Origin of the sequence: Chachezhania antarctica (genome assembly GCF_003646465.1) — a bacterium.
In the GTDB taxonomy this organism is placed as follows: Bacteria; Pseudomonadota; Alphaproteobacteria; order Rhodobacterales; family Rhodobacteraceae; genus Chachezhania; species Chachezhania antarctica.
The window spans coordinates 1-21,355 of record NZ_QZEX01000005.1 but is presented as its reverse complement, the minus strand read 5'-3'; the positions used below and the strand labels follow the sequence as shown (position 1 = coordinate 21,355).

General features: G+C 63.0%; 25 protein-coding genes and 1 tRNA gene. 18 read left to right on the top strand and 8 right to left on the bottom strand.

Annotated features, from left to right (window positions below):
- Window positions 1–479 precede the first annotated feature (479 nt).
- The 6 genes from D4754_RS11005 (at window position 480) to D4754_RS10980 (ending at window position 4,762) form a co-directional block, all read left to right on the top strand.
- The gene (locus D4754_RS11005; protein ID WP_121063479.1) at window positions 480–785 is read left to right on the top strand and encodes a hypothetical protein; all 306 of its coding nucleotides are present in this window, start codon (window positions 480–482) and stop codon (window positions 783–785) included.
- 44 nt (window positions 786–829) lie between these two features.
- Window positions 830–1,123 (top strand): HdeA/HdeB family chaperone, encoded by a 294-nt coding sequence (locus D4754_RS11000; RefSeq protein ID WP_121063477.1) that lies wholly within the window; start codon window positions 830–832, stop codon window positions 1,121–1,123.
- Between the two features lie 105 nt (window positions 1,124–1,228).
- The gene (locus D4754_RS10995; RefSeq protein ID WP_121063475.1) at window positions 1,229–2,272 is read left to right on the top strand and encodes a hypothetical protein; all 1,044 of its coding nucleotides are present in this window, start codon (window positions 1,229–1,231) and stop codon (window positions 2,270–2,272) included.
- 26 nt (window positions 2,273–2,298) lie between these two features.
- Complete coding sequence (locus D4754_RS10990) at window positions 2,299–2,676, top strand: hypothetical protein (protein ID WP_121063473.1); 378 nt, start codon at window positions 2,299–2,301, stop codon at window positions 2,674–2,676.
- A gap of 116 nt (window positions 2,677–2,792) precedes the next feature.
- Window positions 2,793–3,914 (top strand): NAD(P)/FAD-dependent oxidoreductase, encoded by a 1,122-nt coding sequence (locus D4754_RS10985; RefSeq protein WP_121063470.1) that lies wholly within the window; start codon window positions 2,793–2,795, stop codon window positions 3,912–3,914.
- 110 nt (window positions 3,915–4,024) lie between these two features.
- Window positions 4,025–4,762 (top strand): enoyl-CoA hydratase/isomerase family protein, encoded by a 738-nt coding sequence (locus D4754_RS10980; RefSeq protein WP_163025880.1) that lies wholly within the window; start codon window positions 4,025–4,027, stop codon window positions 4,760–4,762.
- Between the two features lie 114 nt (window positions 4,763–4,876).
- Here D4754_RS10980 and D4754_RS10975 read toward each other — a convergent pair whose 3' ends face one another.
- A complete protein-coding gene (locus tag D4754_RS10975) occupies window positions 4,877–5,239 on the bottom strand; it encodes an SUF system Fe-S cluster assembly protein (RefSeq protein ID WP_121063466.1) in 363 nt (120 codons plus the stop codon).
- A gap of 477 nt (window positions 5,240–5,716) precedes the next feature.
- On the opposite strand from D4754_RS10975, the gene D4754_RS10970 reads away from it, so the two are divergent.
- Window positions 5,717–6,625 (top strand): adenylate/guanylate cyclase domain-containing protein, encoded by a 909-nt coding sequence (locus tag D4754_RS10970; RefSeq protein WP_163025879.1) that lies wholly within the window; start codon window positions 5,717–5,719, stop codon window positions 6,623–6,625.
- Window positions 6,626–6,658: 33 nt separating this feature from the next.
- On the top strand, window positions 6,659–7,195 hold the full coding sequence (locus D4754_RS23955) for a Pycsar system effector family protein (RefSeq protein ID WP_163025878.1): 537 nt from the start codon (window positions 6,659–6,661) through the stop codon (window positions 7,193–7,195).
- A 122-nt stretch (window positions 7,196–7,317) separates the two neighbouring features.
- Here D4754_RS23955 and rimK read toward each other — a convergent pair whose 3' ends face one another.
- Window positions 7,318–8,706 (bottom strand): 30S ribosomal protein S6--L-glutamate ligase, encoded by a 1,389-nt coding sequence (gene rimK / locus D4754_RS10965; protein ID WP_121063462.1) that lies wholly within the window; start codon window positions 8,704–8,706, stop codon window positions 7,318–7,320.
- A 433-nt stretch (window positions 8,707–9,139) separates the two neighbouring features.
- On the opposite strand from rimK, the gene D4754_RS10960 reads away from it, so the two are divergent.
- The 6 genes from D4754_RS10960 to D4754_RS10935 all read left to right on the top strand — a co-directional run bounded on the left by D4754_RS10960 (window position 9,140) and on the right by D4754_RS10935 (window position 17,251).
- On the top strand, window positions 9,140–10,537 hold the full coding sequence (locus D4754_RS10960) for a nucleobase:cation symporter-2 family protein (protein ID WP_121063461.1): 1,398 nt from the start codon (window positions 9,140–9,142) through the stop codon (window positions 10,535–10,537).
- Between the two features lie 337 nt (window positions 10,538–10,874).
- Window positions 10,875–12,005, top strand: coding sequence for a tRNA guanosine(34) transglycosylase Tgt (gene tgt, locus D4754_RS10955; protein ID WP_121063459.1), 1,131 nt, complete (start codon window positions 10,875–10,877; stop codon window positions 12,003–12,005).
- 216 nt (window positions 12,006–12,221) lie between these two features.
- Window positions 12,222–13,412, top strand: coding sequence for a PRC-barrel domain-containing protein (locus D4754_RS10950; protein ID WP_240453846.1), 1,191 nt, complete (start codon window positions 12,222–12,224; stop codon window positions 13,410–13,412).
- A gap of 598 nt (window positions 13,413–14,010) precedes the next feature.
- Entirely contained in the window at window positions 14,011–16,431 is a 2,421-nt protein-coding gene (lon, locus tag D4754_RS10945; protein WP_121063457.1) for an endopeptidase La, read from the top strand.
- A gap of 267 nt (window positions 16,432–16,698) precedes the next feature.
- The gene (locus tag D4754_RS10940; RefSeq protein WP_121063455.1) at window positions 16,699–17,064 is read left to right on the top strand and encodes an HU family DNA-binding protein; all 366 of its coding nucleotides are present in this window, start codon (window positions 16,699–16,701) and stop codon (window positions 17,062–17,064) included.
- A 112-nt stretch (window positions 17,065–17,176) separates the two neighbouring features.
- A tRNA-Val gene (locus D4754_RS10935) sits at window positions 17,177–17,251 on the top strand.
- Between the two features lie 52 nt (window positions 17,252–17,303).
- Here D4754_RS10935 and D4754_RS10930 read toward each other — a convergent pair.
- From D4754_RS10930 to D4754_RS10910, 6 genes are all read right to left on the bottom strand, one after another.
- Window positions 17,304–18,080 carry a tyrosine-type recombinase/integrase gene (locus tag D4754_RS10930; RefSeq protein WP_420837209.1) on the bottom strand — a complete coding sequence of 259 codons (777 nt, stop codon included), beginning with the start codon at window positions 18,078–18,080 and terminating at the stop codon, window positions 17,304–17,306.
- A 107-nt stretch (window positions 18,081–18,187) separates the two neighbouring features.
- A complete protein-coding gene (locus tag D4754_RS24650; RefSeq protein ID WP_420837210.1) occupies window positions 18,188–18,436 on the bottom strand; it encodes a helix-turn-helix domain-containing protein in 249 nt (82 codons plus the stop codon).
- Window positions 18,437–18,492: 56 nt separating this feature from the next.
- A complete protein-coding gene (locus tag D4754_RS10920; RefSeq protein ID WP_121063449.1) occupies window positions 18,493–18,669 on the bottom strand; it encodes a DUF4031 domain-containing protein in 177 nt (58 codons plus the stop codon).
- The gene (locus tag D4754_RS23950; RefSeq protein WP_163025876.1) at window positions 18,669–18,857 is read right to left on the bottom strand and encodes a hypothetical protein; all 189 of its coding nucleotides are present in this window, start codon (window positions 18,855–18,857) and stop codon (window positions 18,669–18,671) included. Before D4754_RS23950 ends, D4754_RS10920 begins: the two co-directional genes overlap by 1 nt.
- Before the next feature lie 12 nt (window positions 18,858–18,869).
- Window positions 18,870–19,328: a hypothetical protein gene (locus D4754_RS10915; RefSeq protein ID WP_121063447.1), complete on the bottom strand. Its 459-nt coding sequence runs from the start codon at window positions 19,326–19,328 to the stop codon at window positions 18,870–18,872.
- Window positions 19,329–19,591: 263 nt separating this feature from the next.
- The gene (locus D4754_RS10910; RefSeq protein ID WP_121063445.1) at window positions 19,592–19,939 is read right to left on the bottom strand and encodes a helix-turn-helix domain-containing protein; all 348 of its coding nucleotides are present in this window, start codon (window positions 19,937–19,939) and stop codon (window positions 19,592–19,594) included.
- Window positions 19,940–19,987: 48 nt separating this feature from the next.
- Here D4754_RS10910 and D4754_RS24645 point away from each other — a divergent pair, with 48 nt between their 5' ends.
- The 4 genes from D4754_RS24645 to D4754_RS10900 all read left to right on the top strand — a co-directional run bounded on the left by D4754_RS24645 (window position 19,988) and on the right by D4754_RS10900 (window position 21,231).
- Window positions 19,988–20,224, top strand: coding sequence for a carph-isopro domain-containing protein (locus D4754_RS24645; protein WP_420837208.1), 237 nt, complete (start codon window positions 19,988–19,990; stop codon window positions 20,222–20,224).
- 119 nt (window positions 20,225–20,343) lie between these two features.
- Complete coding sequence (locus tag D4754_RS10905) at window positions 20,344–20,586, top strand: hypothetical protein (protein ID WP_121063443.1); 243 nt, start codon at window positions 20,344–20,346, stop codon at window positions 20,584–20,586.
- A complete protein-coding gene (locus D4754_RS23945) occupies window positions 20,583–20,744 on the top strand; it encodes a hypothetical protein (RefSeq protein WP_163025875.1) in 162 nt (53 codons plus the stop codon). The genes D4754_RS10905 and D4754_RS23945 overlap by 4 nt, the downstream gene beginning before the upstream one ends.
- A complete protein-coding gene (locus D4754_RS10900; RefSeq protein WP_121063441.1) occupies window positions 20,737–21,231 on the top strand; it encodes a DUF1937 family protein in 495 nt (164 codons plus the stop codon). Before D4754_RS23945 ends, D4754_RS10900 begins: the two co-directional genes overlap by 8 nt.
- The last annotated feature ends 124 nt before the right edge of the window (window positions 21,232–21,355 follow it).

The following is a 21,355-nucleotide window of genomic DNA, read 5'->3' as shown; positions in this document are numbered from 1 at the left end:
TGACTGCTTCTACTCCGGGAACAACGGACGGGCTATGCAAAGGCGGCCTGATGGCGTGTCTCCGGTCGGTGGGCCGGGCACAGGCGCGAGCGGCGACACGCTGGTCGCCCGGTTCAGACCCCGTATCCGGAAAGATTTCGAGCACGCGTCGCCTCACCACAAACAGACCCAGATCCGCACACCGCGTGCGGTCCGTTGGAATGGATGAGCAATGATCCGGCCGGAGCCGTTCGGCTTCTACTCGAGAGAAATCTAGGACGCGGCGCAGCGGCAGAGCCAGTTGTCAGCGCGGGCGCCCCGCTCTGGCGGATCGTGCATGCCCATTTTTCGGGCTGGTATTCCACGGGTTGATCAAGAGATGCGCGAAATGACGGCAATCCGTCAGTTGACGGATCCTGCCGCGGCTGGCTACGTCAGAGTCTGGGGCGGCCAGTCCGCCCGGTTCTTGTTGTCGAGTACGTATGGTGGGGAGCACATCCATGCATGTTACAATCCGGGCGGCCTGTGCGGTCGCCCTTCTTGGCCTGTCCGGTTTGGCGGCAGGCCCGGCAGATGCCCAGAACGCCGCCGATTGCAGTTCTTATGCCCGCGAGGCGACGGCTGGCGGTGCTTTGAGGGGCGCTGCCCGTGGGGCGGTCCGGGGCGACGTGGTGGGTGCGATCGCCCATACACCGGGAAGCCGGGGACGCGGCGCACGATTCGGCGCCGTGGCCGGCGGCACCCGCGGCGGCCTGCGAGGGCGTGCCGTCGGAAATGCGGTCTACGGCACCTGCATGACCGATTAAGTCATACCCATCTCTTTTCTGACGTTAACAAGTGGAATGATACGATGAACAAAGCTCTGATCCTCGCCGCAGGCGTTGCCCTTGCCGCCACCGCCGCCACCGCACAGGACACGGTGACCGTCGATATCGACGACATCACCTGCCGCGATCTGCTGCACATGGGCGGGACCGAACGTGAATACACGATGGTCTATGCCCACGGCTTCCTGAACGGACTGAACGGCAAACGGAAGGCCGAGGCCGCGGCGATGGCCGCGCTGACCGACGAGGTCGTCGATGCCTGCATCGCCGATCCCGAAGGCACCGTCTTCGGCGCGCTGGAAAAGGCCGCGAAGTAAGTCTTTCCGGCATCCGCCGCGCCAAGACCCTTGCGCGCCTGTTCTCGGTCGGCCAATCCCTGCCAGGGGTTGGCCGGATTGCGTAGGGCAGGACAGTGCGTGTCAGTGGTTGAACATCTCGAAACCCGGGCGAACCGGAAATCCGCGCGACTGGCCGGAACGCGCATCGCGGGGGCGGCGCTGGCGGCCTGTCTCGCAGCCTCATCAGCACGCGCGCAGGCGCCCGATCTTGGCGCAGGCGGCACTTACCAGACGATCGAGATCGCGGGCTTCCTGCTGCCCGTAGGCGATGCCGAACGGATGCTGGAGGCCGGCACGCTACGCTTCGACCCCGACCGGCAGCGGTTTTCCTTCGGGCCGTCTGTTACCTCGGAACGTGCCTTGCGCCGCCAGGTGTCGGCGCTGGATCTGGAAGATCCGCGCGCCGTGCGTGACCTTTACCGTGCCAACAAGGTGGCGTTGCCCAACGCGGCCGCCCATGTGCTGACGGTGCCATCGGGCTATGGCCCGGCACTGTTTTCCAATCAGGACGGCAAGGTCAGCATCGGCGCAGGCTTCGGCGGTGTCAGCCGCGTGCCCTATACCGACGAGGCCGATGGCGGTTTCGGGCTGGGCGTGGGTTTTGGCAACGCGTTCGAAACCGTGGGTGTTTCGCTGGGCGTCTCGCTCAACGACCTGTCCGAACCCGGCAATACCGACAGGATATCGGCCTCGGTCGAGATCAGCCGCTACCTGTGGGACGGGCTGTCGGTGGCGGTTGGCGGCGAGAACCTGTTCGTGCAGGAAACCGACGGGCAGCAAAGCTACTATGCCGTGGGGTCCTGGGCGTTCGACCGGGGCACGATGCCGTTCGACGGCGTCCTGACATTGGGCGCAGGATCCGGCCGGTTCGCGGACAAGACCGAGCGCGACACGGCCGAAGGCAAGGGCCGGGAGGGCACTATACTTTTTGGCGCCCTGGCGTGGGAGATGACGGAACGGCTGAACCTCATTGCAGATTGGAACGGGCGAAATCTGACGGTAGGCTTCGCCATGGCCCTTCCCGAATCGCCGGTTTCCGTCAGGCTTGGCCTGCGCGATCTGACCGGCAACACGGGCGACGGGCCGCGATTGACGGGTTCCGTTGCAGTAACGCTGGCCCGGTTTTGAGTTTTCACGAGGGTGGAGTGACGCGCATGATCAAGTTGAAAGTGGCGGCGGGCCTGGCCCTGACGACCCTGGCAGCGAGCCCGGCCCTTGCGGGCAACTACCTGCGCGACAGCGACGGAGAAGTGCTTTCGGTGATGCCGACCGTCAAGCCCTTCATTCTTCCCGAAAATCCGTCGAACGAATTCAAGGGCGTTGTCTACCGGATGGATACGACCGGCGGACCCACGATGATCCCTGCACCGGCGGTAGGTGTCGATACGGTCAAGGTAGGCAGCACGACCTACGCCGTCGAACGCCAAGGCGCGACGCTGTTCCTGCGCGACACGGCCACCGGCGCGCGTCAGAAAGCGGTGCGCGTGGCGAACGGCAAATCGGTCAATCCGACCGCGTTCGGGCTGGACTGATCCCTTTCAGGCTTTGAAGAGGCTGTTCCGGCTGCATCTTTCGGTGCAGCCAGTCGTGCCCTTTTGCCCGCTCCCGGAACCTGCCAGAACGGGCCGAAGCACAACGGGGGCACAACATGCATGATTTCATCGTGATCGGCGCAGGCATGGCGGGCGCATCCGTGGCGGCCGAACTGTCGCGCATGGGTACGGTCCGGATGCTCGAGATGGAAGCGCAGCCCGGGTATCACTCCACGGGCCGGTCGGCCGCACTTTACGAACCGAATTACGGGCCCCCGGCGATCCGCGCGCTGACCCGCGCGTCGGGCCCGTTCTTCCGCGATCCGCCCGCAGGTTTTGCCGACGTGCCGCTGGTCACCCCACGCAACATGATGGTGATTGCGCGGTCCGATCAGCTCGACGCGCTGGAGGCGCAGATCACCGAGGCCGCGGCGCATGGCCCGGTCGAACGGCTGAACGCGGCAGAGGCGCGAGCCGAGATGCCTCTGTTGCGCGAAGGCTATGCCGCGGCGGCGATGCTCGACCGGGTGGGGGCCGATATCGACGTCGACGCGCTGCTGCAGGGGTTCCTGCGGGCTTTCCGTGCGCGCGGAGGTACGGTCGAAACCAAAGCGCCTGTCACCGCGATGACCCGTCAGGACGGTGTCTGGACGGTCGAGACGCCGAAGGGCCGTTTCCGCGCGCCCGTCGTGATCAATGCCGCCGGTGCCTGGGCCGACCATATCGGCGCGCTGGCGGGCGCGGAACGGATCGGCCTGCAACCCAAGCGCCGCACCGCCCTGACCATCGCCGCGCCGGAGGGCATGGAGATCGACGCCTGGCCCATGGTCGTGGACGCGGTCGAGGATTTCTACCTCAAGCCCGATGCCGGCCGCCTGCTGATCTCTCCCGCCAACGCGGATCCGGTGGAGCCGCAGGACGTCCAGCCCGAGGAGCTGGATATCGCCATCTGCATCGACCATATCGAACGCGCCTTCGACCTGTCCGTGCGCCGGATCGAAAGCCGCTGGGCGGGGCTGCGCAGCTTCGTGGCCGACGGGACGCCCGTGGTGGGCCTGTCGGGCAAGGCGGACGGATTCCTGTGGCTTGCCGGGCAGGGCGGCTATGGCATCCAGACGGCGCCTGCCTTGTCCCGCTTTGCCGCAGCGCTGGCCACCGGCGCGCCGACACCCGAAGACATCGCGGCCCAAGGTCTTTCCCCCGACGACCTGTCGCCCTTGCGGTTGGCGCACGCCTAGGCCGCGCCGCAGCGTCAGGCGGAGCCGGGCTGGCAGGGCGCGGGCAAACATGCATGACTTGCCAGCGGGAGGCAGGGCCGGATGGCCCTGCGCGGACGGGGAGACGACGGATGAGCGACACACTGATCGAGACGCGGGTCGAGGACCATATCGGCTGGGTGATCCTGAACCGGCCCGATGCGCTGAACGCGCTGTCGCGGGCGTTGCGGACACAGATGGTCACGGCGCTGGATGCGATGGGCGCGGATGACGCCGTGCGCGTCGTGGCGATCATGGGGCGGGGCCGCGCCTTCTGCGCCGGGGTCGATCTGAAGGAACTGTCAGTCTCGACCGAAAGCGTCAGCGTGTCGGATGCCGATATCGACACGGCCGCCGCGCTGGCCCGGCTGGCGAAGCCCACCATCGCCGCGGTGAACGGCCTTGCGGTGACCGGCGGGTTTGAACTCGTGCTGAACTGCGACATGGCCTTGGCCGCGCGGTCAGCGTGGTTTTGCGACACGCACGGCAAGGTGGGTCTGCTGCCGGGCTGGGGCCTGTCGCAACGCCTGCCGCGGCTGATCGGCCCGCACCGCGCGAAGGAGATCTCGCTGACCGCGCGTCGGGTCACGGCGGAGGAGGCCGACAGGCTGGGCTTCATCAACCGCGTGGTCGAGGACGACGCGCTGGTGGCCGAGGTCACGGCGCTGGCGCAATCCATCGCGGCGTTCGACCCGGACACCATCGCCGGGCTGAAGCACCAGATCGACGAGGGCTATGGCATGAATATGGCCGACGCTCTGGTCTATGAACGCGAGGCATCGCGCCGCGCAAATGGGCAGCGGACGGTGGCGAAGGATATCCTGGGGTAGACGCATTCCGGTGCGTGGGGACCACGCACCCCACGGGATGTCGAATGGGGCGGAGCACGGATCGCTACGCCAACTGGCAGCGTAGGGTGCGTGGTCCCCACGCACCGTCGGGGCTTACAGGAAGCCCAGCTCCAGCCGCGCCTCGTCCGACATCATCTCCATCCCCCAGGGCGGTTCCCAGGTGAGATCGACATCGACCTTGCGCACGCCGGGCAGCGGCTCGATCGCCTCGGCGACCCAGCCGGGCATGTCGCCGGCCACGGGGCAGCCCGGAGCGGTCAGGGTCATCTTGATATTCACGTCGTTCTCGTCGCTGATGTCGATCGTGTAGATGAGACCCAGTTCGAAGATGTTCACCGGGATCTCGGGATCGTAGACAGAGCGGCACGCGTCGGCCACCGCGTCATAGAGCGGATGGTCGGTGCTGGACGGTGCGATCAGCGGCGTGCCTTCAAGAGGCTGGGGGGCGTCGGTCATCAATTCCTCGCGCGGTATCTGAGTGAATATATAGGAATTGTGGGGGGGAACGTCCAGCCCGTGCCACAAGCGTCCCTTGCCGGCATGCTCATGATGGACCTCACCTGAACCGGCACCTCGTCATGGCGCTGGTGTCGCTCTACCTGCTGGAGCTGATGTTCGTGTTCAACTGTACTTTGCTTCTGGGCTGAAGGGGTCGCGCCACGGAAACCGTGGTGAAGCTATGTGTTATTGTTGGAAACAAACCCGCTCGCAGCCTAAAATCGGCGTTAACATGGCGCACATCGCGCTCTTCACTACGCCTGTGTGGTGCGAAAGCCAGTTTTTCAACTGAGGGTGCCCGGTAAGTCGCTTTGAAAAAGACTTTGCGTCACGCTCCGCCAGCATTATCAATATAGACATTCATGTCCTTGCCGGTATTAGGATAGTGGACCGAAAGCAGTATCGTGAAATTCGTGGGGACCACAGGAGGTAAGATTGAAGGAGAAGCGAAGGGCGGATTTCATTCAACGAGTAGAAAGCTATGATCCGGACACAGGAAAGGCGATTGTGTGTTTGGAACCTGATCCGAGAAGGTATGACAAGGGAGAAGATCAAGGGGGTACTTATTACGTCGATAAGTTCCTAAAGGTCAAAGTGTACTTGGATGAACTGCTTTCAGGATTTGGACCCGGAGTTCCCATGTACGCAATGGGTCCAAGCGTGAAGTCCGCAACAGAATACGTTGAGGCACGCAGCAGTTCTTTAGATGAGGAGCTGGAGGTGGGTGAATATCGGCCGCCATCAGAAAGCGCGAAACCTCAAAGTGACCTCTCGGCTGATGAGGAGGGTAAAGATTTCGGTTTTATCTCTCTGGATATATGCGGGTCTACTGCATTGAGGTCTTCTGACTCTCAGGCTTTCGATCGGAGTTATGAGATGTTGATTCGCGAAATGGGTTCGCTGGTGGGTCATTTCAATGGAGCTATCTTGAAGACAACTGGAGATGGGTTCATCGCCTACATCGATCATCCGTCTTTTACCAATCTCTGCGATTCCCTTGTGGATTTGGGTGTTAGTTGCATCCAATTGTTGAGAGAAAGTATTAATCCTGCACTTGAGAAAAGATCTCTCCCTAAACTTGATGTTAGAGTGGGTGCAGATTACGGATTCGCGGTTGTGAGGCGAGTGACGGTGCCGATCACAGGATACTCTAGCATTGACGTGTATGGTGATGCACTTAACCGTGCCGTAAAGATTGAACAAAGCTGCCCCCCAAATGAAATGAGGATCGGCTTCGATCTATATAAATTGGTTCACGTGGGCTGGCTGGAGAGAGCCTTTGAGGTCCCGGAAAGCGGTCGGCCGACTTCACTTGGTTCCTACAAAGTATTCCGGATAAGTTAGTTGGTCATTCGGTGTTTCTGGAGGTAATCAATCTTGACTGAAAGCGAAGGTAAAGTTTCTGGTGAAGTGATAAGCGAATTGCCTGAGTGGCTTGAAAACTTTTCGAGCTTCGAGGAGGTGTACATTCGTCATTACATATCGCTGGCGGACGCGAAGGCGACGTTTTTTTGTTCGCTCTATTTTTTGGTAATTGGTGGGCTGGTGTCTGATGCATCTGTCCGTAAAATGGTGGCGAATGCTGTGATTTGCGTGGATTTTTCTGCTACCATCTTGACATTTATTTTTCTTTTTCTTGGGGCGGGCTCCGCATTTTCGGTCGTCGCTCCTAGATTGCGATCCTCTAATCCTCAAGGATTTATTTTCTTTGATGCGGTTGCCAGTTTCGAAGATGGCGATCATTATACCATGGAATTACTCAAACTATCCGATTCTGATATCTCGAGGGAGAGATTGGCGCACTGTTATGATGTCGCTAAAGTCTGCGCAAGAAAATATAGCCGTCTGCGCTTCTCTATTTGGATGACTCCTCCTAGCCTCGCGCTTGCATGTTGGGTGAAATTTGTCGTTTAGCGCTTGGGGCGTTGACAAATTTTTTCTAGATCATACCGACACAGGCGAAGTGCGCGAAGGCTGTTTTGTGCACATGGCAGACAAGCTCTCAGTTGCATTGTACCTGTCTGGTGTTAATGCTCTTACCCAACCACCTTCCGCCGCCTAACCGGTTGCGGCCGCACCCGCAACTCGATCTCGTCGTACAGCTTGCCGACGATATCCTTGCCCGTGGCCTTCTCGATCCCTTCGAACCCGGGGGAGGAATTGACCTCCAGCACCTTGGGCCCGTCCTCGGACCGCAGCAGGTCCACGCCTGCCATGTTCAGCCCGAAGGCGCGGGCGGCTTTCAGGGCCGTGTCGCGCTCCGGCTTGGTGATGCGCACCGCCGAGGCCGATCCGCCCTGGTGCAGGTTCGACCGGAAATCGCCCTCCGCCCCCGTGCGCTTCATCGCGGCCACCACGCGGGAGCCTATGACAAGGCAGCGGATATCCTCGCCCGCGGCTTCCTTCACGAACTGCTGCACAAGGAAGTTGGCGCGCAGCCCCCGGAAGGCCGAGATCACGCTTTCGGCCGCCTTCTTGGTTTCCGCCAGCACGACGCCCTTGCCCTGGGTGCTTTCCAGCAGCTTCACGATCAGCGGCGCCTGACCGACAAGGCCGATCAGGTTGGTCGTGTCCTTGGGCGAGGCCGCGAAGGCCGTCGCGGGCATCCCGATCTGGCGCGAGGCCAGCACCTGGTGGGCATGCAGCTTGTCGCGGCTGGCGGTGATCCCGTCGGACCCGTTCACGCAGAACGTGCCGATGGTTTCGAACTGGCGGATGACGGCGGTGCCATAGGGCGTGATCGACGCGCCGATCCGCGGGATCACGGCATCGTAGCGGGGCAGGCGCTTGCCGTCGTAATGCACTTCGGGCGCCAGCGCGTTGATGGCCATGTAGCAGCGGGTGGTGTCGATCACCTCGACCGTATGACCGCGGCTTTCGCCGATATCGACAAGACGGCGGGTGGAATAGTTGTTCTCGCGGCTGAGCACGGCGATCCTGAGCGCACGTTTGGGCGCGGCCTTGCGGACCTGCGAGGAGTGGTAGACGTCGAAGGACAGATCCGGCTGCAGGTGCCGTTCGGTGGGCGAGATCGAGATATGTTCCGACAGCGCCTGCCGGCCCAGCAACATGCGCGAGGCCATGGAGCCGCGGTTGGTCAGCGTCACCTCGATCGGCCAGCTTTGGCCGGCGACCTGGATCCGCGTGCCGATGACATAGCGCAGCTCGGTCTCGCCGTTCGACGACGTGACTTCGCGGCGGTCGACCAGATCGGCCGAGCAGGGGATCGTCAGGTCCGTCCGTCCCGGGATCGGGTGCACGGAAAAGCGCACGCGGGGGCGGGCGGCGGGGCCGAAGGTTTCGATCTCGGACGCATGCAGCGCCGAGGTCTTGGCCCCGGTATCCACTTTCGCCTTGAGCGCAGGCAGGCCGAGGTCGGGCAGGGCAACCCACTCTTCCCATCCGAAGGTGAGGGGTTCGGTCATGATATCTCCGTCGCGTCTGTTCGCCTTCAGGTATGACAGAGGTTGCGCTCAGGGGGAACCGCGCCGGGTGTCATGGGGGGCCGTCGTGGGAGGGGATGGCGGCGGCGCGCCCCGAAGGGCCTTTCCTTGAGCGCCGCCCCCCGGATTCCCGCGCCAATGAGCGGCCATCTGCGCCACGGTTGTTGGGGGCGAAATGTGTCAATCAACCTTCGATTGTTCTCCCCCCGATGATCGGGGCGTGCGGTGCTCAATCGCTCGGGCGCGATATCCGGGATGCACGAAAATTGGGCAGGTCGCAGGGGATTGTCTTGAAAATGACATGAAGCGCGCGCTGAGGCGCCATCCGGTTTCGGCCTTGTTGAAGCGATTCCGGAACAGGCGTGAAGATCGCAGGCAGTAACCAGTTCTGTTCTGTTCATCGAAGGGGATCCCCATGGCCGACGCGGACTCGCATCATCATCTCGTCTACAGGCTCGACGACATACCGGCCCCGCCCCAGGCGGCGCTGGCGGCGGTACAGCATATCATGGCCGCCGTCGTGGGGATCGCCACGCCGACGCTGATCATCGGCGGCGTGCTGGGGCTGGGCGAACACGTGCCCTACCTGATCGCCATGGCGTTCTTCGTGTCGGGCGTGGGCACCTTCATCCAGTGTCGCCGCATCGGGCCGGTGGGCTCGGGGCTTCTCAGCCTGCAAGGCACCAGCTTTGCCTTCCTGGGCGCGATCCTTGCGGCCGGGTTTTCGGTCAAGAACAGCGGCGGCACGCCGGAAGAGATCCTAGCGATGATCTTCGGTCTGTGTTTCGCGGGCTGTTTCGTCGAGATGATCCTGTCGCAACTCCTGCCCTACCTGAAGAAGATCATCACGCCGACGGTGACGGGCATCGTGATCACGGTGATCGGTCTGAGCCTTCTGAAGGTCGGCTTCACCGATTTCGCCGGCGGCGCGCGGGCGGGCGAGGCGCTGGGTGAGCCGATCAACCTGTTGCTCGGCACCCTTGTCGTCGTGGTTATCCTGGTGCTGACGTTCATCGGCAAGCCGATGCTCAGAATCGCAGCGATCATGATCGGGCTGGTGGCGGGCACGGCGCTTGCGAGCGTGCTGGGCATGGTGAACCTGGCCCCGCTGGCCAGCGCGCCGCTGTTCGAGGTGCCGATGCCGTTCAAGTACGGGTTCAACTTCGACATCGGGCTCTTCATCCCGATCGCGTTTCTGTATCTCGTGACGGCGATCGAGACATCGGGCGACCTGACCGCGAACTCGGTGATTTCGGGGGAGCCTGTCGAAGGTCCGCTTTACATGAGCCGCATTCGCGGGGGCGTGCTGGGCGACGGGGTGAATTCGGGGATCGCGGCGATCTTTTCGACCTTTCCCAACACGACCTTCAGCCAGAACAACGGCGTGATCCAGATGACGGGCGTGGCCAGCCGGCATGTCGGCATGTGGATCGGCGTGTTCCTGGTAATCATGGGGCTGTTCCCGGTGGTTGGCTCGGCCTTCCTGATCATCCCCAAGCCGGTTCTGGGCGGGGCGACGCTCGTTCTCTTCGGCACGATCGCTGTGGCCGGCATCCGCATCCTCGCGACCGAGCCCATCGACCAGCGGCGTGTCTACATCATGGCGGTCAGCTTCGGCCTGTCGCTGGGCGTGGTGCTGGTGCCCGACGCCACGCAGCATCTGCCGACCTTCATCAAGCAGGTGGTGGCCGCACCGATCACGCTGGCGGGGCTCTCGGCGATCATCCTGTCGCTGGTCATCCCCGAACGCGAGGTGACCGACCCGGAACGCGAGGAAGCGCTGGAGATGGCCTCCGAGGCCGACCCGATCTGACCGATTGCGGATCCCGCACCTTCGTCTGCGCGCCCGAAGACATCTTCGGGCGCGCCGGCCGTTTCCCGGGCTGCCTGCCGTTAGAGTCGTGGCGCCAGTCTTTCGAAAGACGGCTCTTGCCGCCTCTGTCGGATGCCTCCGGCGGGAGTATTTGGAAAAAGGAGAAACAGGGGCGCGTCTTCTTGTTCTCTTCTTTCTGGAAATACTCCGGGGGAGTCCGGGCCGCAGGCCCGGGCGGGGGCAGAGCCCCCCTTTGCGGCCTCTGATGCAGGGACCGGCGCGGTAAACCTTGCCGTGCGCTTTGCCTTCGGGCGCCAACGGGGTAAGCCTTGCGGCCATGACGCAACGATTCTCATTCTCCCTGCACGCCACAGACGGGGCGGCGCGGACCGGCACGATCTCGACCCCGCGGGGTCAGATCCGGACGCCGGCCTTCATGCCCGTGGGCACCGCGGCCACGGTCAAGGCGATGCGCCCGGAAAGCGTGGCCGAAACCGGGGCCGATATCCTGCTGGGCAACACCTATCACCTGATGCTGCGCCCGGGGGCCGAGCGGGTCGACCGGCTGGGGGGGCTGCACAAGTTCATGAACTGGGACAAGCCGATCCTCACGGATTCGGGCGGGTTCCAGGTGATGAGCCTGGCCGAGCTGCGCAAGCTGACCGAGGAGGGGGTGACCTTCCGGTCCCATATCGACGGCTCGAAGCACACGCTGACGCCCGAACGGTCGATGGAGATCCAGCGGCTGCTGGGATCGGACATCGTGATGTGTTTCGATGAATGCCCCGCGCTGCCCGCGACCGATGACCGGGTCGCAGAGAGCATGCGCCTGTCGATGCGGTGGGCCGAGCGGTCGCGCGAGGCGTTCGGGGACCGGCCGGGCCATGCGCTCTTCGGCATTCAGCAGGGCGGTGTCACGCGGGAGCTGCGCGAGGAGAGCGCCGACGCGCTGACATCCATCGGGTTCGATGGCTATGCCGTGGGCGGGCTGGCCGTGGGCGAGGGGCAGGAGGCGATGTTCGGCGTGCTGGATTATGCGCCCGCCATGCTGCCCCATGACAAGCCGCGCTACCTGATGGGCGTGGGCAAGCCCGACGATATCGTCGGCGCCGTGCAGCGCGGGATCGACATGATGGATTGCGTGCTGCCGTCGCGCTCGGGCCGGACGGGGCAGGCGTGGACGCGCCGCGGTCAGGTCAACATCAAGAACGCCCGTCACCAGGACGATCCGCGGCCCCTGGACGAGGCGTGCACATGCCCGGCCTGCCGCAGCTATTCGCGGGCCTACCTGCACCACCTGTTCCGGTCGGGCGAGATCCTGTCGTCGATGCTGCTGACATGGCACAATCTGCATTACTTTCAGCAGATCATGGCAGAGATGCGAACGGCTATTGCCGAGGCCCGCTTTGCGGATTTCGAGGCCGGGTTCCACGCCGCGCGTGCCGAGGGCGATATCGCGCCACTTTGACGAAGACCAACCGGTCGGGCGGCACGCAGATTGAACGTTAACCGGTCGCACTGCGCTGGGGTTCCCAAACAATTTGGAGAGAAATGTTAAACCGGAAAACCGGAACGGTCACCGGTCACAGATTGTTTCACTGATACAGCCCCCCCGGGGACGCCGGGGTCATTTACCGCAAACGGGCCGCGTGTTTACGCCGGCTCCCCCAAGTGGAGAATATCAGTGACGAATTGGAAATCTCTCAAGCAATTTCACAAGGCGACGACCATCCTGACCGCCGCCTCGATCGTATTTGCCGCACCGGCCCTTGCCCAGTCGACCGATACAGATACGGGCGCCGCCACCACCGCGATGGACGGACAGGTGAAGGTCGAGCAAGGCCAGCCGAAGGTGTCGGTCACGATTGCCGAGCCGAATGTCGACGTCGATCAGTCGCAGCCACAGGTTACCGTCGAACAGCCGCAGCCCGAGATCACCGTCCGGGTGCCCAAGCCGACCGTGAACGTGGAGCAGCAGGCCCCGATCGTCACGATCGAGCAGGCCCAGCCGGTCGTGACCGTGCGGATTCCCGAACCGATCATCACCGTTATCGTGCCGCGCCCCGACGTTGACGTCGACCAGGCTGACCCCGATATCGCCGTGCAGATGCCCGAGCCCAAGGTGGAGTTCATCCGCCCCGAGCCCCGCATCCAGATCGAAGAATCCGAACCGCAGGTCAATGTACGTCAGGCCGAGCCGACCGTGAGCATCGATGAACGCGAGGCCGCGCAGGTCGATGTCGAGCAGGCCGAACCGAATGTCGAGATCGAGCAGGCCGAGGGCGAGGCGAACGTCAACGTCGACACCGAGGACCCGCAGGTCAACGTGGAAGAGGCTGAAGAGGCAAACATCGACGTCCAGCAGGGCGAGGCGGATGTGAACGTTCAGACCGGCGAGAACGATGACGATCAAGCCGCGATGGACACGGATCGTGCCGACGACACCGAGTCCAGCGACACGTCGCCGGATACAGCCGTCATCCTGTTCGACGTCGACGAATCCGGCCGCATGGCCAATGATGAGGACCGTGAGGGATACCGCGAGCAGATGCGGACCGCACCGTGGGCCAACATGCAGGTCGACGAATTCCTGGGCCGTGACGTGCTGAGCGAAACTGGCGAAGACATCGGTGAAATCGACGGTGTCGGCAAACGCGGTGACCAGGTCGTGGCCATCGTCAGCGTCGGCGGGTTCCTTGGGCTGGGCGAGCATTCGGTCGCCATTCCGCTCGAGAGGATGGAACTGGTCCGTGACGATATCCTGCTGCCCACCCATTCCGAGGCAGAGCTTGAATCGATGCCGGAATACTCCGACCGCGACGTGCAACTCGTGGAAGGCAACCGGTCGATCATGAGCATCCTCGAAATGGATTGATCCGACCGACCGTGACCACGGCTGAGAGGTATCGGGCCGGCCTTGAGGGGCCGGCCCGTTTTTCTTTTGCCGAGACGGTGTCCTTTTCGCTCGGGTGACGCGACGACCGCCGGACGCTTGAAACCCCGGGAAGATCGGATGATGCGAGGGGGAACGGTGCGCCCTTCTGGAGCACCCTCCCCACTGCGACCCTGGGGCGCTGCGGGCTGGTTCACCATGCTGAGTGATCGATATTGATAGGGTGCGTCATGCCTAATATTCTTTCACCACGTTGCAAAATGCGGCGCCGGGCCCACTCGTCTTTGCCAATACCAAGCCTCGGGAGACGGCTTGGCCCCGTCGGGACTGGGCGCCCTGCACCTGCAAGCGCGGGTCCCGCCTTCGAAAACGGGACCCATGGCGCAAGCCACGGGCCACAGGGCCCCGAAAACGGCAGATTGAATGGCGACGGCCGGGAACGGATGGCCCGTCGTGACAGGTTACCAACCGGTTGACAGTGGGGCACCCGTACCCCACCTATTTCATTCGAGCCGGAGACAGCCCTACATGCTGCCGCGAAGCGGGGCCCGGGCCGTCTTGCCAATGATAAGGAATGCAAATGCAAGAGCCACAGTACACCCTCTCGCCGGTCCCTGTCCTGCCGTTGCGGGACATCGTGGTCTTCCCGCACATGATCGTGCCGCTCTTTGTCGGCCGCGAGAAATCGGTGCGGGCACTGGAAGAGGTAATGGCAGACGACAAGCAGATTCTGCTGTCGAGCCAGATCGACCCGGCGGAAGACGATCCTGAAACCGACGGGATCTACAAGACCGGCGTCATGGCCAATGTGCTGCAACTGCTGAAACTGCCCGACGGCACCGTGAAGGTGCTTGTCGAAGGGCAGGAGCGGGTGCAGATCACCGAATTCGTGGACAACCCGTCCTATTTCGAAGCGCGCGCCATTCCGCTGGCGGAAGAGGCCGGCGACATCTCGGTCGCCGAGGCGCTGCTGCGCACCGTCGCGCAGGAATTCGAACGCTACGCGAAAGTCCGCAAGAACATCCCCGAGGAAGCGCTTTCGGCCGTCGATCAGACGACCGAACCGGCGAAGCTCGCCGACCTCGTCGCAGGTCACCTTGGCATCGAGGTGAACCAGAAGCAGGAGCTTCTGGAGACGCTGTCCGTCAGCGAACGGCTTGAGAAGGTCTATGGCCTGATGCAGGGCGAATTGTCGGTCCTGCAGGTCGAGAAGAAGATCAAGACCCGCGTGAAAAGCCAGATGGAGAAGACCCAGCGCGAGTACTATCTGAATGAGCAGATGAAGGCCATTCAGAAGGAGCTGGGCGATGGCGAGGACGGCGCCGGCGAAGTGGCCGAGCTGGAAGAAAAGATCGCCGCGACCAAGTTCTCGAAGGAGGCACGCGAAAAGGCGGATGCCGAGATCAAGAAGCTGAAGACGATGAGCCCGATGTCGGCGGAAGCCACCGTCGTGCGCAATTATCTCGACTGGATGCTGTCGATCCCGTGGGGCACGAAGAGCCGCGTCAAGAAAGACCTGAACCGTGCGCAGGATATCCTGGATACGGACCATTACGGGCTTGAAAAGGTCAAGGAACGGATCGTCGAATACCTGGCGGTGCAGCAGCGTTCGAAGAAGCTGAAAGGCCCGATCCTGTGCCTTGTCGGCCCTCCGGGCGTGGGCAAGACGTCGCTTGGCAAATCGGTCGCGAAGGCCACGGGGCGGGAATTCATCCGCATCTCGCTTGGCGGCGTGCGCGATGAATCCGAGATCCGCGGCCACCGTCGGACCTATATCGGTTCCATGCCGGGCAAGATCATCCAGGCCATGAAGAAGGCCAAGACGACCAACCCGCTGATCCTTCTCGACGAGATCGACAAGATGGGCCAGGACTTCCGGGGCGACCCGGCGTCGGCGATGCTGGAGGTGCTCGACCCGGAACAGAACGCCACGTTCTCGGACCACTATCTTGAGGTCGAGTATGACCTTTCGAACGTGATGTTCCTGACCACGGCGAACACCTACAACATGCCGGGGCCGCTTCTGGACCGGATGGAGATCATCCCGCTGGCCGGCTACACCGAGGACGAGAAGGCCGAGATCGCCAAGCAGCACCTGGTGGCCAAGCAGGTCAAGAACCACGGGCTCAAGAAGAAGGAGTTCGAGCTGACCGACGAGGCGCTGACCCAGATGATCCGCACCTATACCCGCGAAGCGGGCGTGCGGAACCTGGAACGCGAGATCGGCAAGCTGGCGCGGAAAGCCGTGACCAAGATCGTCCGGAAGGAAGTCGAAAACGTGGAAGTCACGCCCGACAACCTCGACGATTTCCTTGGCGTGCCGAAGTTCCGCTATGGCCTGGCCGAGAAGGAGGATCAGATCGGTGTCGTCACCGGGCTGGCCTATACCTCGGTCGGCGGTGAGCTTCTGTCGATCGAGGCGCTGCGCCTGCCGGGCAAGGGCCGGATGAAGACGACCGGCAAGCTGGGCGACGTGATGAAGGAAAGCATCGACGCCGCCAGTTCCTACGTCCGGTCGGTGGGTCCACGGCTTGGCATCAAGCCGCCGCAGTTCGAAGCCTGGGACATCCACGTCCACGTGCCCGAGGGCGCCACCCCCAAGGACGGGCCGTCTGCCGGTCTGGCCATGGTGACGTCGATCGTGTCGGTGCTAACCCAGATCCCGGTCCGCAAGGACATCGCGATGACGGGGGAGGTGACTCTCCGCGGCAACGCGCTGGCCATCGGCGGTCTGAAGGAGAAGCTGCTGGCGGCGCTGCGTGGCGGCATCACCACGGTGCTGATCCCGCAGGAAAACGCCAAGGACCTGCCCGACATCCCCGACAACGTGAAGGAGGGGCTGGAGATTATCCCCGTCTCGCACGTGTCCGAGGTGCTGGAACACGCTCTTTCCCGCAAGCCGGAGCCGGTGGACTGGGACGAGGCCGCCGATGCCGAGGCCGCCGCCGCCCGTGCCGCCATGGCCAGCGGCAACGGTTCGCAGGCGACCACCGCGCACTGAACGGTGCCCGGCACTGGAAACATCGATCACCGGCCGGGCCCCAGCGCCCGGCCGGTGATTTCGTTTTGGCCCTTGGTCGGCGGGGTCCGCGCCCCCCGTTTGCTCCCGAAGACACATAAATGACCACTTGGATGTGCGATCTGTCACAAAACGCATGATTTTGGGCGGATATCCGCGGGCGCTTTTCGGAAACCGTCCGTTTTCCGTGGTTTCGTGTTCCAAATGGGTGTACCGTTCGCGAAACGTACAACCTTTTGGGGATCGTAGATGAGTACCGTTAAATCCAAACTCGCAGCCCGCACCGTTGCTGCCGAAACCGGCGGCGATGTCGTCGCGGCCAGCGCGCCCGTCGTCGACGGCACGCCGGAACTGAGACGCCGCGAGTTGATCGACCTTGTCGTCGAAAGCTCGGGCGTGAAGAAGAAGTTCGCCAAGCCCGTGGTCGAAGCGATGCTGGCGACGCTTGGCAGCTCTCTGGCCGAAGGCCGCGCCTTCAACCTGCCGCCGCTGGGCAAGCTGCGCATCAATCGCGCGCAGGAAAAGGACGGCAACCGGATCATCATCTGCAAGGTCCGCCAGAACAAGGCGGCCGAAACACCGGCCGACGACGCGGGCGGCACCGACGCCACCTGATCCGTCCAAACCGGGATGATCCAAAAGGGCTTCGGACATGGGTCCGGGGCCCTTGTTTTTGGCCTGAACCCCCTTGCAGACCCCGGGCAGGCTCGCTAAATACCCGCCTCACGGGTGATTAGCTCAGTGGTAGAGCGCTTCGTTCACATCGAAGATGTCAGGAGTTCAAATCTCTTATCACCCACCATACTTTCAATGGCTTAGCTGAAATCTGCGAAGTGCTCCATGGTTCCTTGAACCTAGGTGCCCCATTTCAGGCTCGCGAAATCCAGTACATCGACGGCGTCTTGCATATGTTCGGGAAGGAATCGCCCGTAGGTCGAGAAGGTCACGCCGGTATTCGAGTGGCCTAGAACCTGGGCGACTTTCTCCAGCGGAACGCCGTTTGAAAGCATGGTCACCGCCGCGGTGTGGCGAAGGTCATGGATGCGAACGTGCCCAAGTTCGGCACGGGCCACCGCGTTCTGAACACCCTTCCGGATGCTCTTTACCTGTCTGCCGGCATACTCGATCACATAGTCGCTCAGCGCGGCCCTATAGGCGACGTCCAGCGCGGCGCGCGTCGATGCGTTCATGGGCACGATGGCGCGTCCTTTGCGGGTCACGCTGTCCGAGAGGCGCAGGTTGATCGTGCCGCGGTCAAAATCCACCCGGTCCCAGGTCAGATCCAGCACGGCGCCCACGCGTGCGGCTGTCCCAAGCAAAAGGATCAGCGCAAGACGGATGTGCGGATCGTGCGCGGCCTCGATCAGCGACCTGGCCTCACCATGGTTCAGGATCCGCTTGTCCGTCTGCGGTTTGGTGGGGCGCCAGATCTTCGGCGCGCGATCAATCATGCGCGTGTCGCGCGCGAAGTTCAGGGCCGATTGAAGATGGCCGAGCTCGGTCCAGATCGAACCGGTGGATATACCTGCTTCGAGGCGCCGACGCTCGTACTCGACACACAAGCGCTTGTCGATGTCGTCCGGTCGATAGGGTCCGAAATGGGACAACACAGCTTTGCCGGTCCAAGCCATTGTCGTCGCGGTCGGCTTGGCGCCCAAGTCTTCCCGTTTCACTTCCCAGATCTCGGCAACCGTCGGATCTTGGGAGCGGGTTGCGAAGGTCTCGCGCCGGAATACCTCTACCGCTTCGGCTTCAGCTTCCGCTCTGGTGCGTGCCGCAAGCTTATGGCGCCGTCGCTTCCCGCCATCGTCCCAGTAGACGCAGAAACCGCCCCGGAGGCGTCCGATACTGATGTCAGGCATTCGTATTCCTCCACGGCGTCGATTGGTATCCGGATCATGCGTCCGACGCGGAATCCGCGCAAGTCGCCACGCTTTACGAGCTGCCGCACAGTCTCGGCCGAGCACATCCAGCGGTCTGCCAGCATGTTGGGTGTAAGTGGGCGGGCGGGTTGGGCCATCACGCTGCTACCTCCTGCATCGCTTATCCGCCCCATTGATCGGCGGCGGCGTTCATCATTCCGGGGAAGGACCGGCTGCGCAGACGCGCGGCCTCGATCAAACGGGGCAGGCCGCGCAGCTCGACCGTGGTGTCGGCAACCATGTGGCACATGACCGTGCGGCCAAACGGGGCGCGCATGTCATCGACGTATACGGCCATCACAGCGCCCCTGCGCAAGCCGCTGCGATCACGGCGAGGAAAAGAACCCAGAACACCAGTGCGGCGGGCAGTGCCCAGCTGAGCCAATGGGCGGACGGCTTCCGTTTCTGGGCCCGTCGTTGCGCTGGTGCCCGCGGGGCCGATGCGGTGATCGCCAGGGTGAACGTGGTTGCGTTTCGATGATCCATGGGGCTGCGCTCCTATTCCGCCGCCATCGGCACACTGGCACGTAGCACCGCATCGGCGCGGGTCAGCAGGCCGTGGTCGGTGGAAATGGCCATGACCAGCGTGGCCCAGCGGTGGCGCGTGTCGGGCGACATGCGGATGATCATCGCGGATTGCAGCCAGCGCAGTTGCGCCTGCAGCACAACCATGTCGCCGACGGCGGGGGCATCGTAGCCGCCGATCGAGGTGCGGGCGGTGCAGCGCCACAGTTCCGCGGCGGCGCGCTGTGTGTGGCCGATGGCGCGGATGCCGAAGACCTGGAATTCGTAGCCTGCCTGCCCGCGGCGCCTATTGAGCGACGGAAGGGCCATCAAGCCGTCGTTTTCCATGATGGCCGTGCACAGACGGTCGGCCATGTCGGCCTGCGGCAGGCGGTCCAGCTCGTCGCAGAGGGTGACAAGTTCGGGGGCGATGTTGTCGGCTTGCGCGTGCATTTGTTTCCTCCATCGGGCCGGGACCTGATAGGTTGGTCAGCGGCTAATGAGTGGCTTGGCTATGACTGAAAAGGTCATTTGTCAATCGACGAATGACCAAAATAGTCTTTTTTGAAACCCAGTGGTTGCGCGATGCCTCCCGGAAAGTGTTTATTGTTCTTGTTGTGTTCTTAAAGTTCTTGGTGGGAGGGAGTGCGATGCGGCAGAGCAAACTCTATGTGCTTGCAATGCGAGCGGCCTGTTCGGGCGAGTGCCTGGATGACTTATTCAGGCGGGAGCGCGCGCATCTTTTCTGCGAGGTCGAGCGGAAGCTTGTCCCACTTTCCGAGCATGATGAAGTCCAGGGTCACGCCAAATCGGATTGTGAGCAAGGCCGCAACGGCATCCGATAGGCCTTGGCGACCCTTTTCGTACCGTGACCAGTAGGTGCGTTCGATTCCGAGACTGTCCGCCATTTCTGACGGGGACATGCCAAGCGCCCGGCGCAGAAGGCGAAGGCGATGACCGACGGCTTCGTTTTTCATGGCCTGCCAGACGTCTGGCGGAAGCAGTGAGTCTGGCTTGATTGACATGCCGAAACCATGTTCGGCGGCTGGCGTGCGGGCAATCACTGTTTCAGCCTCTTGACATAGTGACTGTGATAGTCATTTTGCGGAGGCATGACATCAAAGATCAAAATCTTGCTGGATCAAGTTGGCACGCGTGAGGAGATCGCGGCAGCGTGCGGCGTTGAACCAATCGCCGTCTACCGATGGTCGAGAAACGGGTCGATACCTTCGAGGCACCTCGCGGGGGTGTTTCGAGTAGCGAGCCGAAACAGGACCGGTATCACGGCCGAGGCCATTATCTCGGCCCATGATCAAGCCGCCCAAACAGAAACGGAGACCACCCTCTGATGGCCTCCGNCCGCCCAAACAGAAACGGAGACCACCCTCTGATGGCCTCCGCATCCGCCCTTTCAACCAGTGTTCCTGTTCGCCCGTCACAAGGCGAACATAGGGGGGCACCAGCTCAAATGTCTTTATCCAAACCTTTTGAACCACGCGGATTTCGTACGTTCTTTGCGGCGCGCTGGTCAGAATTCCTTCACGAGAACTACCGCAATCCGGAGGAAGTCTCGGTCGCGTTCGGTGTGCGGTACCAGACGGCTCTCAACTGGTGGAACGGGGCCAACAAGCCCGGTGGCGAATTCGTCATGATGGCCGTCTTGCGCCACGGCGACGCGCTGACCAAGCACATGGGGGAGGAGACCGCATGATTGCCGCCCTTCGTATTGCGCGGGGGGCGGTGTCCCTCGCCATCGGCATCCTCGCCGGGTCGGGAATAACTTTTCAATGGCTGGCGAGCCTTTTGACCCCGGCCCAAACGTTTTTGACCAAAACGATTGATCGGCGCGAGGCGCGGGCCAATGGCTGACCTGCCCGCCATCCCTGACTGGACGCACCCGGCGCTGAGCCACTGCGCCGCCGCGGGCCTCCTGACCCACAACGCCACGCCGGCCCTGATCGCCCGGCACGCAGCCGGGCGGATCGTGTACCTGGCCACGCCCTATGTCGACGACATCGCAGGCGATGCCAACGGCATGCCTTTCGACCTGGACGCATCGATCGCCTGTGGCGACGCCGCGATGGCCTGCGCGCGGGAGCTGGTGCTGGCCGGGGTCACGGCGCTGCCGGTTGCCGCGCTGATGGCGGGGATGGTGCAGGCCGACCTGGACGAATTCCGCCTCGATCCGCTGGACCGCGAATTCTGGGCCTGCTGGTCGGCGCCGTTCCTGCGCGGGGCCGGCGCGGTGGCGATCGCGCCCGTGCCGGGCTGGGATTCCAGTGCCGAGGTCTGGGCCGTCCTGCGGTGGGCCCTGGGCCTGCGCACGCCGGTGTTCGTGATGGGGGAGATGCCGTGAAATACTTCAGCCCGCCGATCCGGCCCGTCATGGGCCCGGCTTACCAGGGCCGCTTGGGCGAACGGATGCGCGAGGTGGCGCGGGACGAAGGCCATCGCCCGCGGATGCCGGACCCCCCACGGAC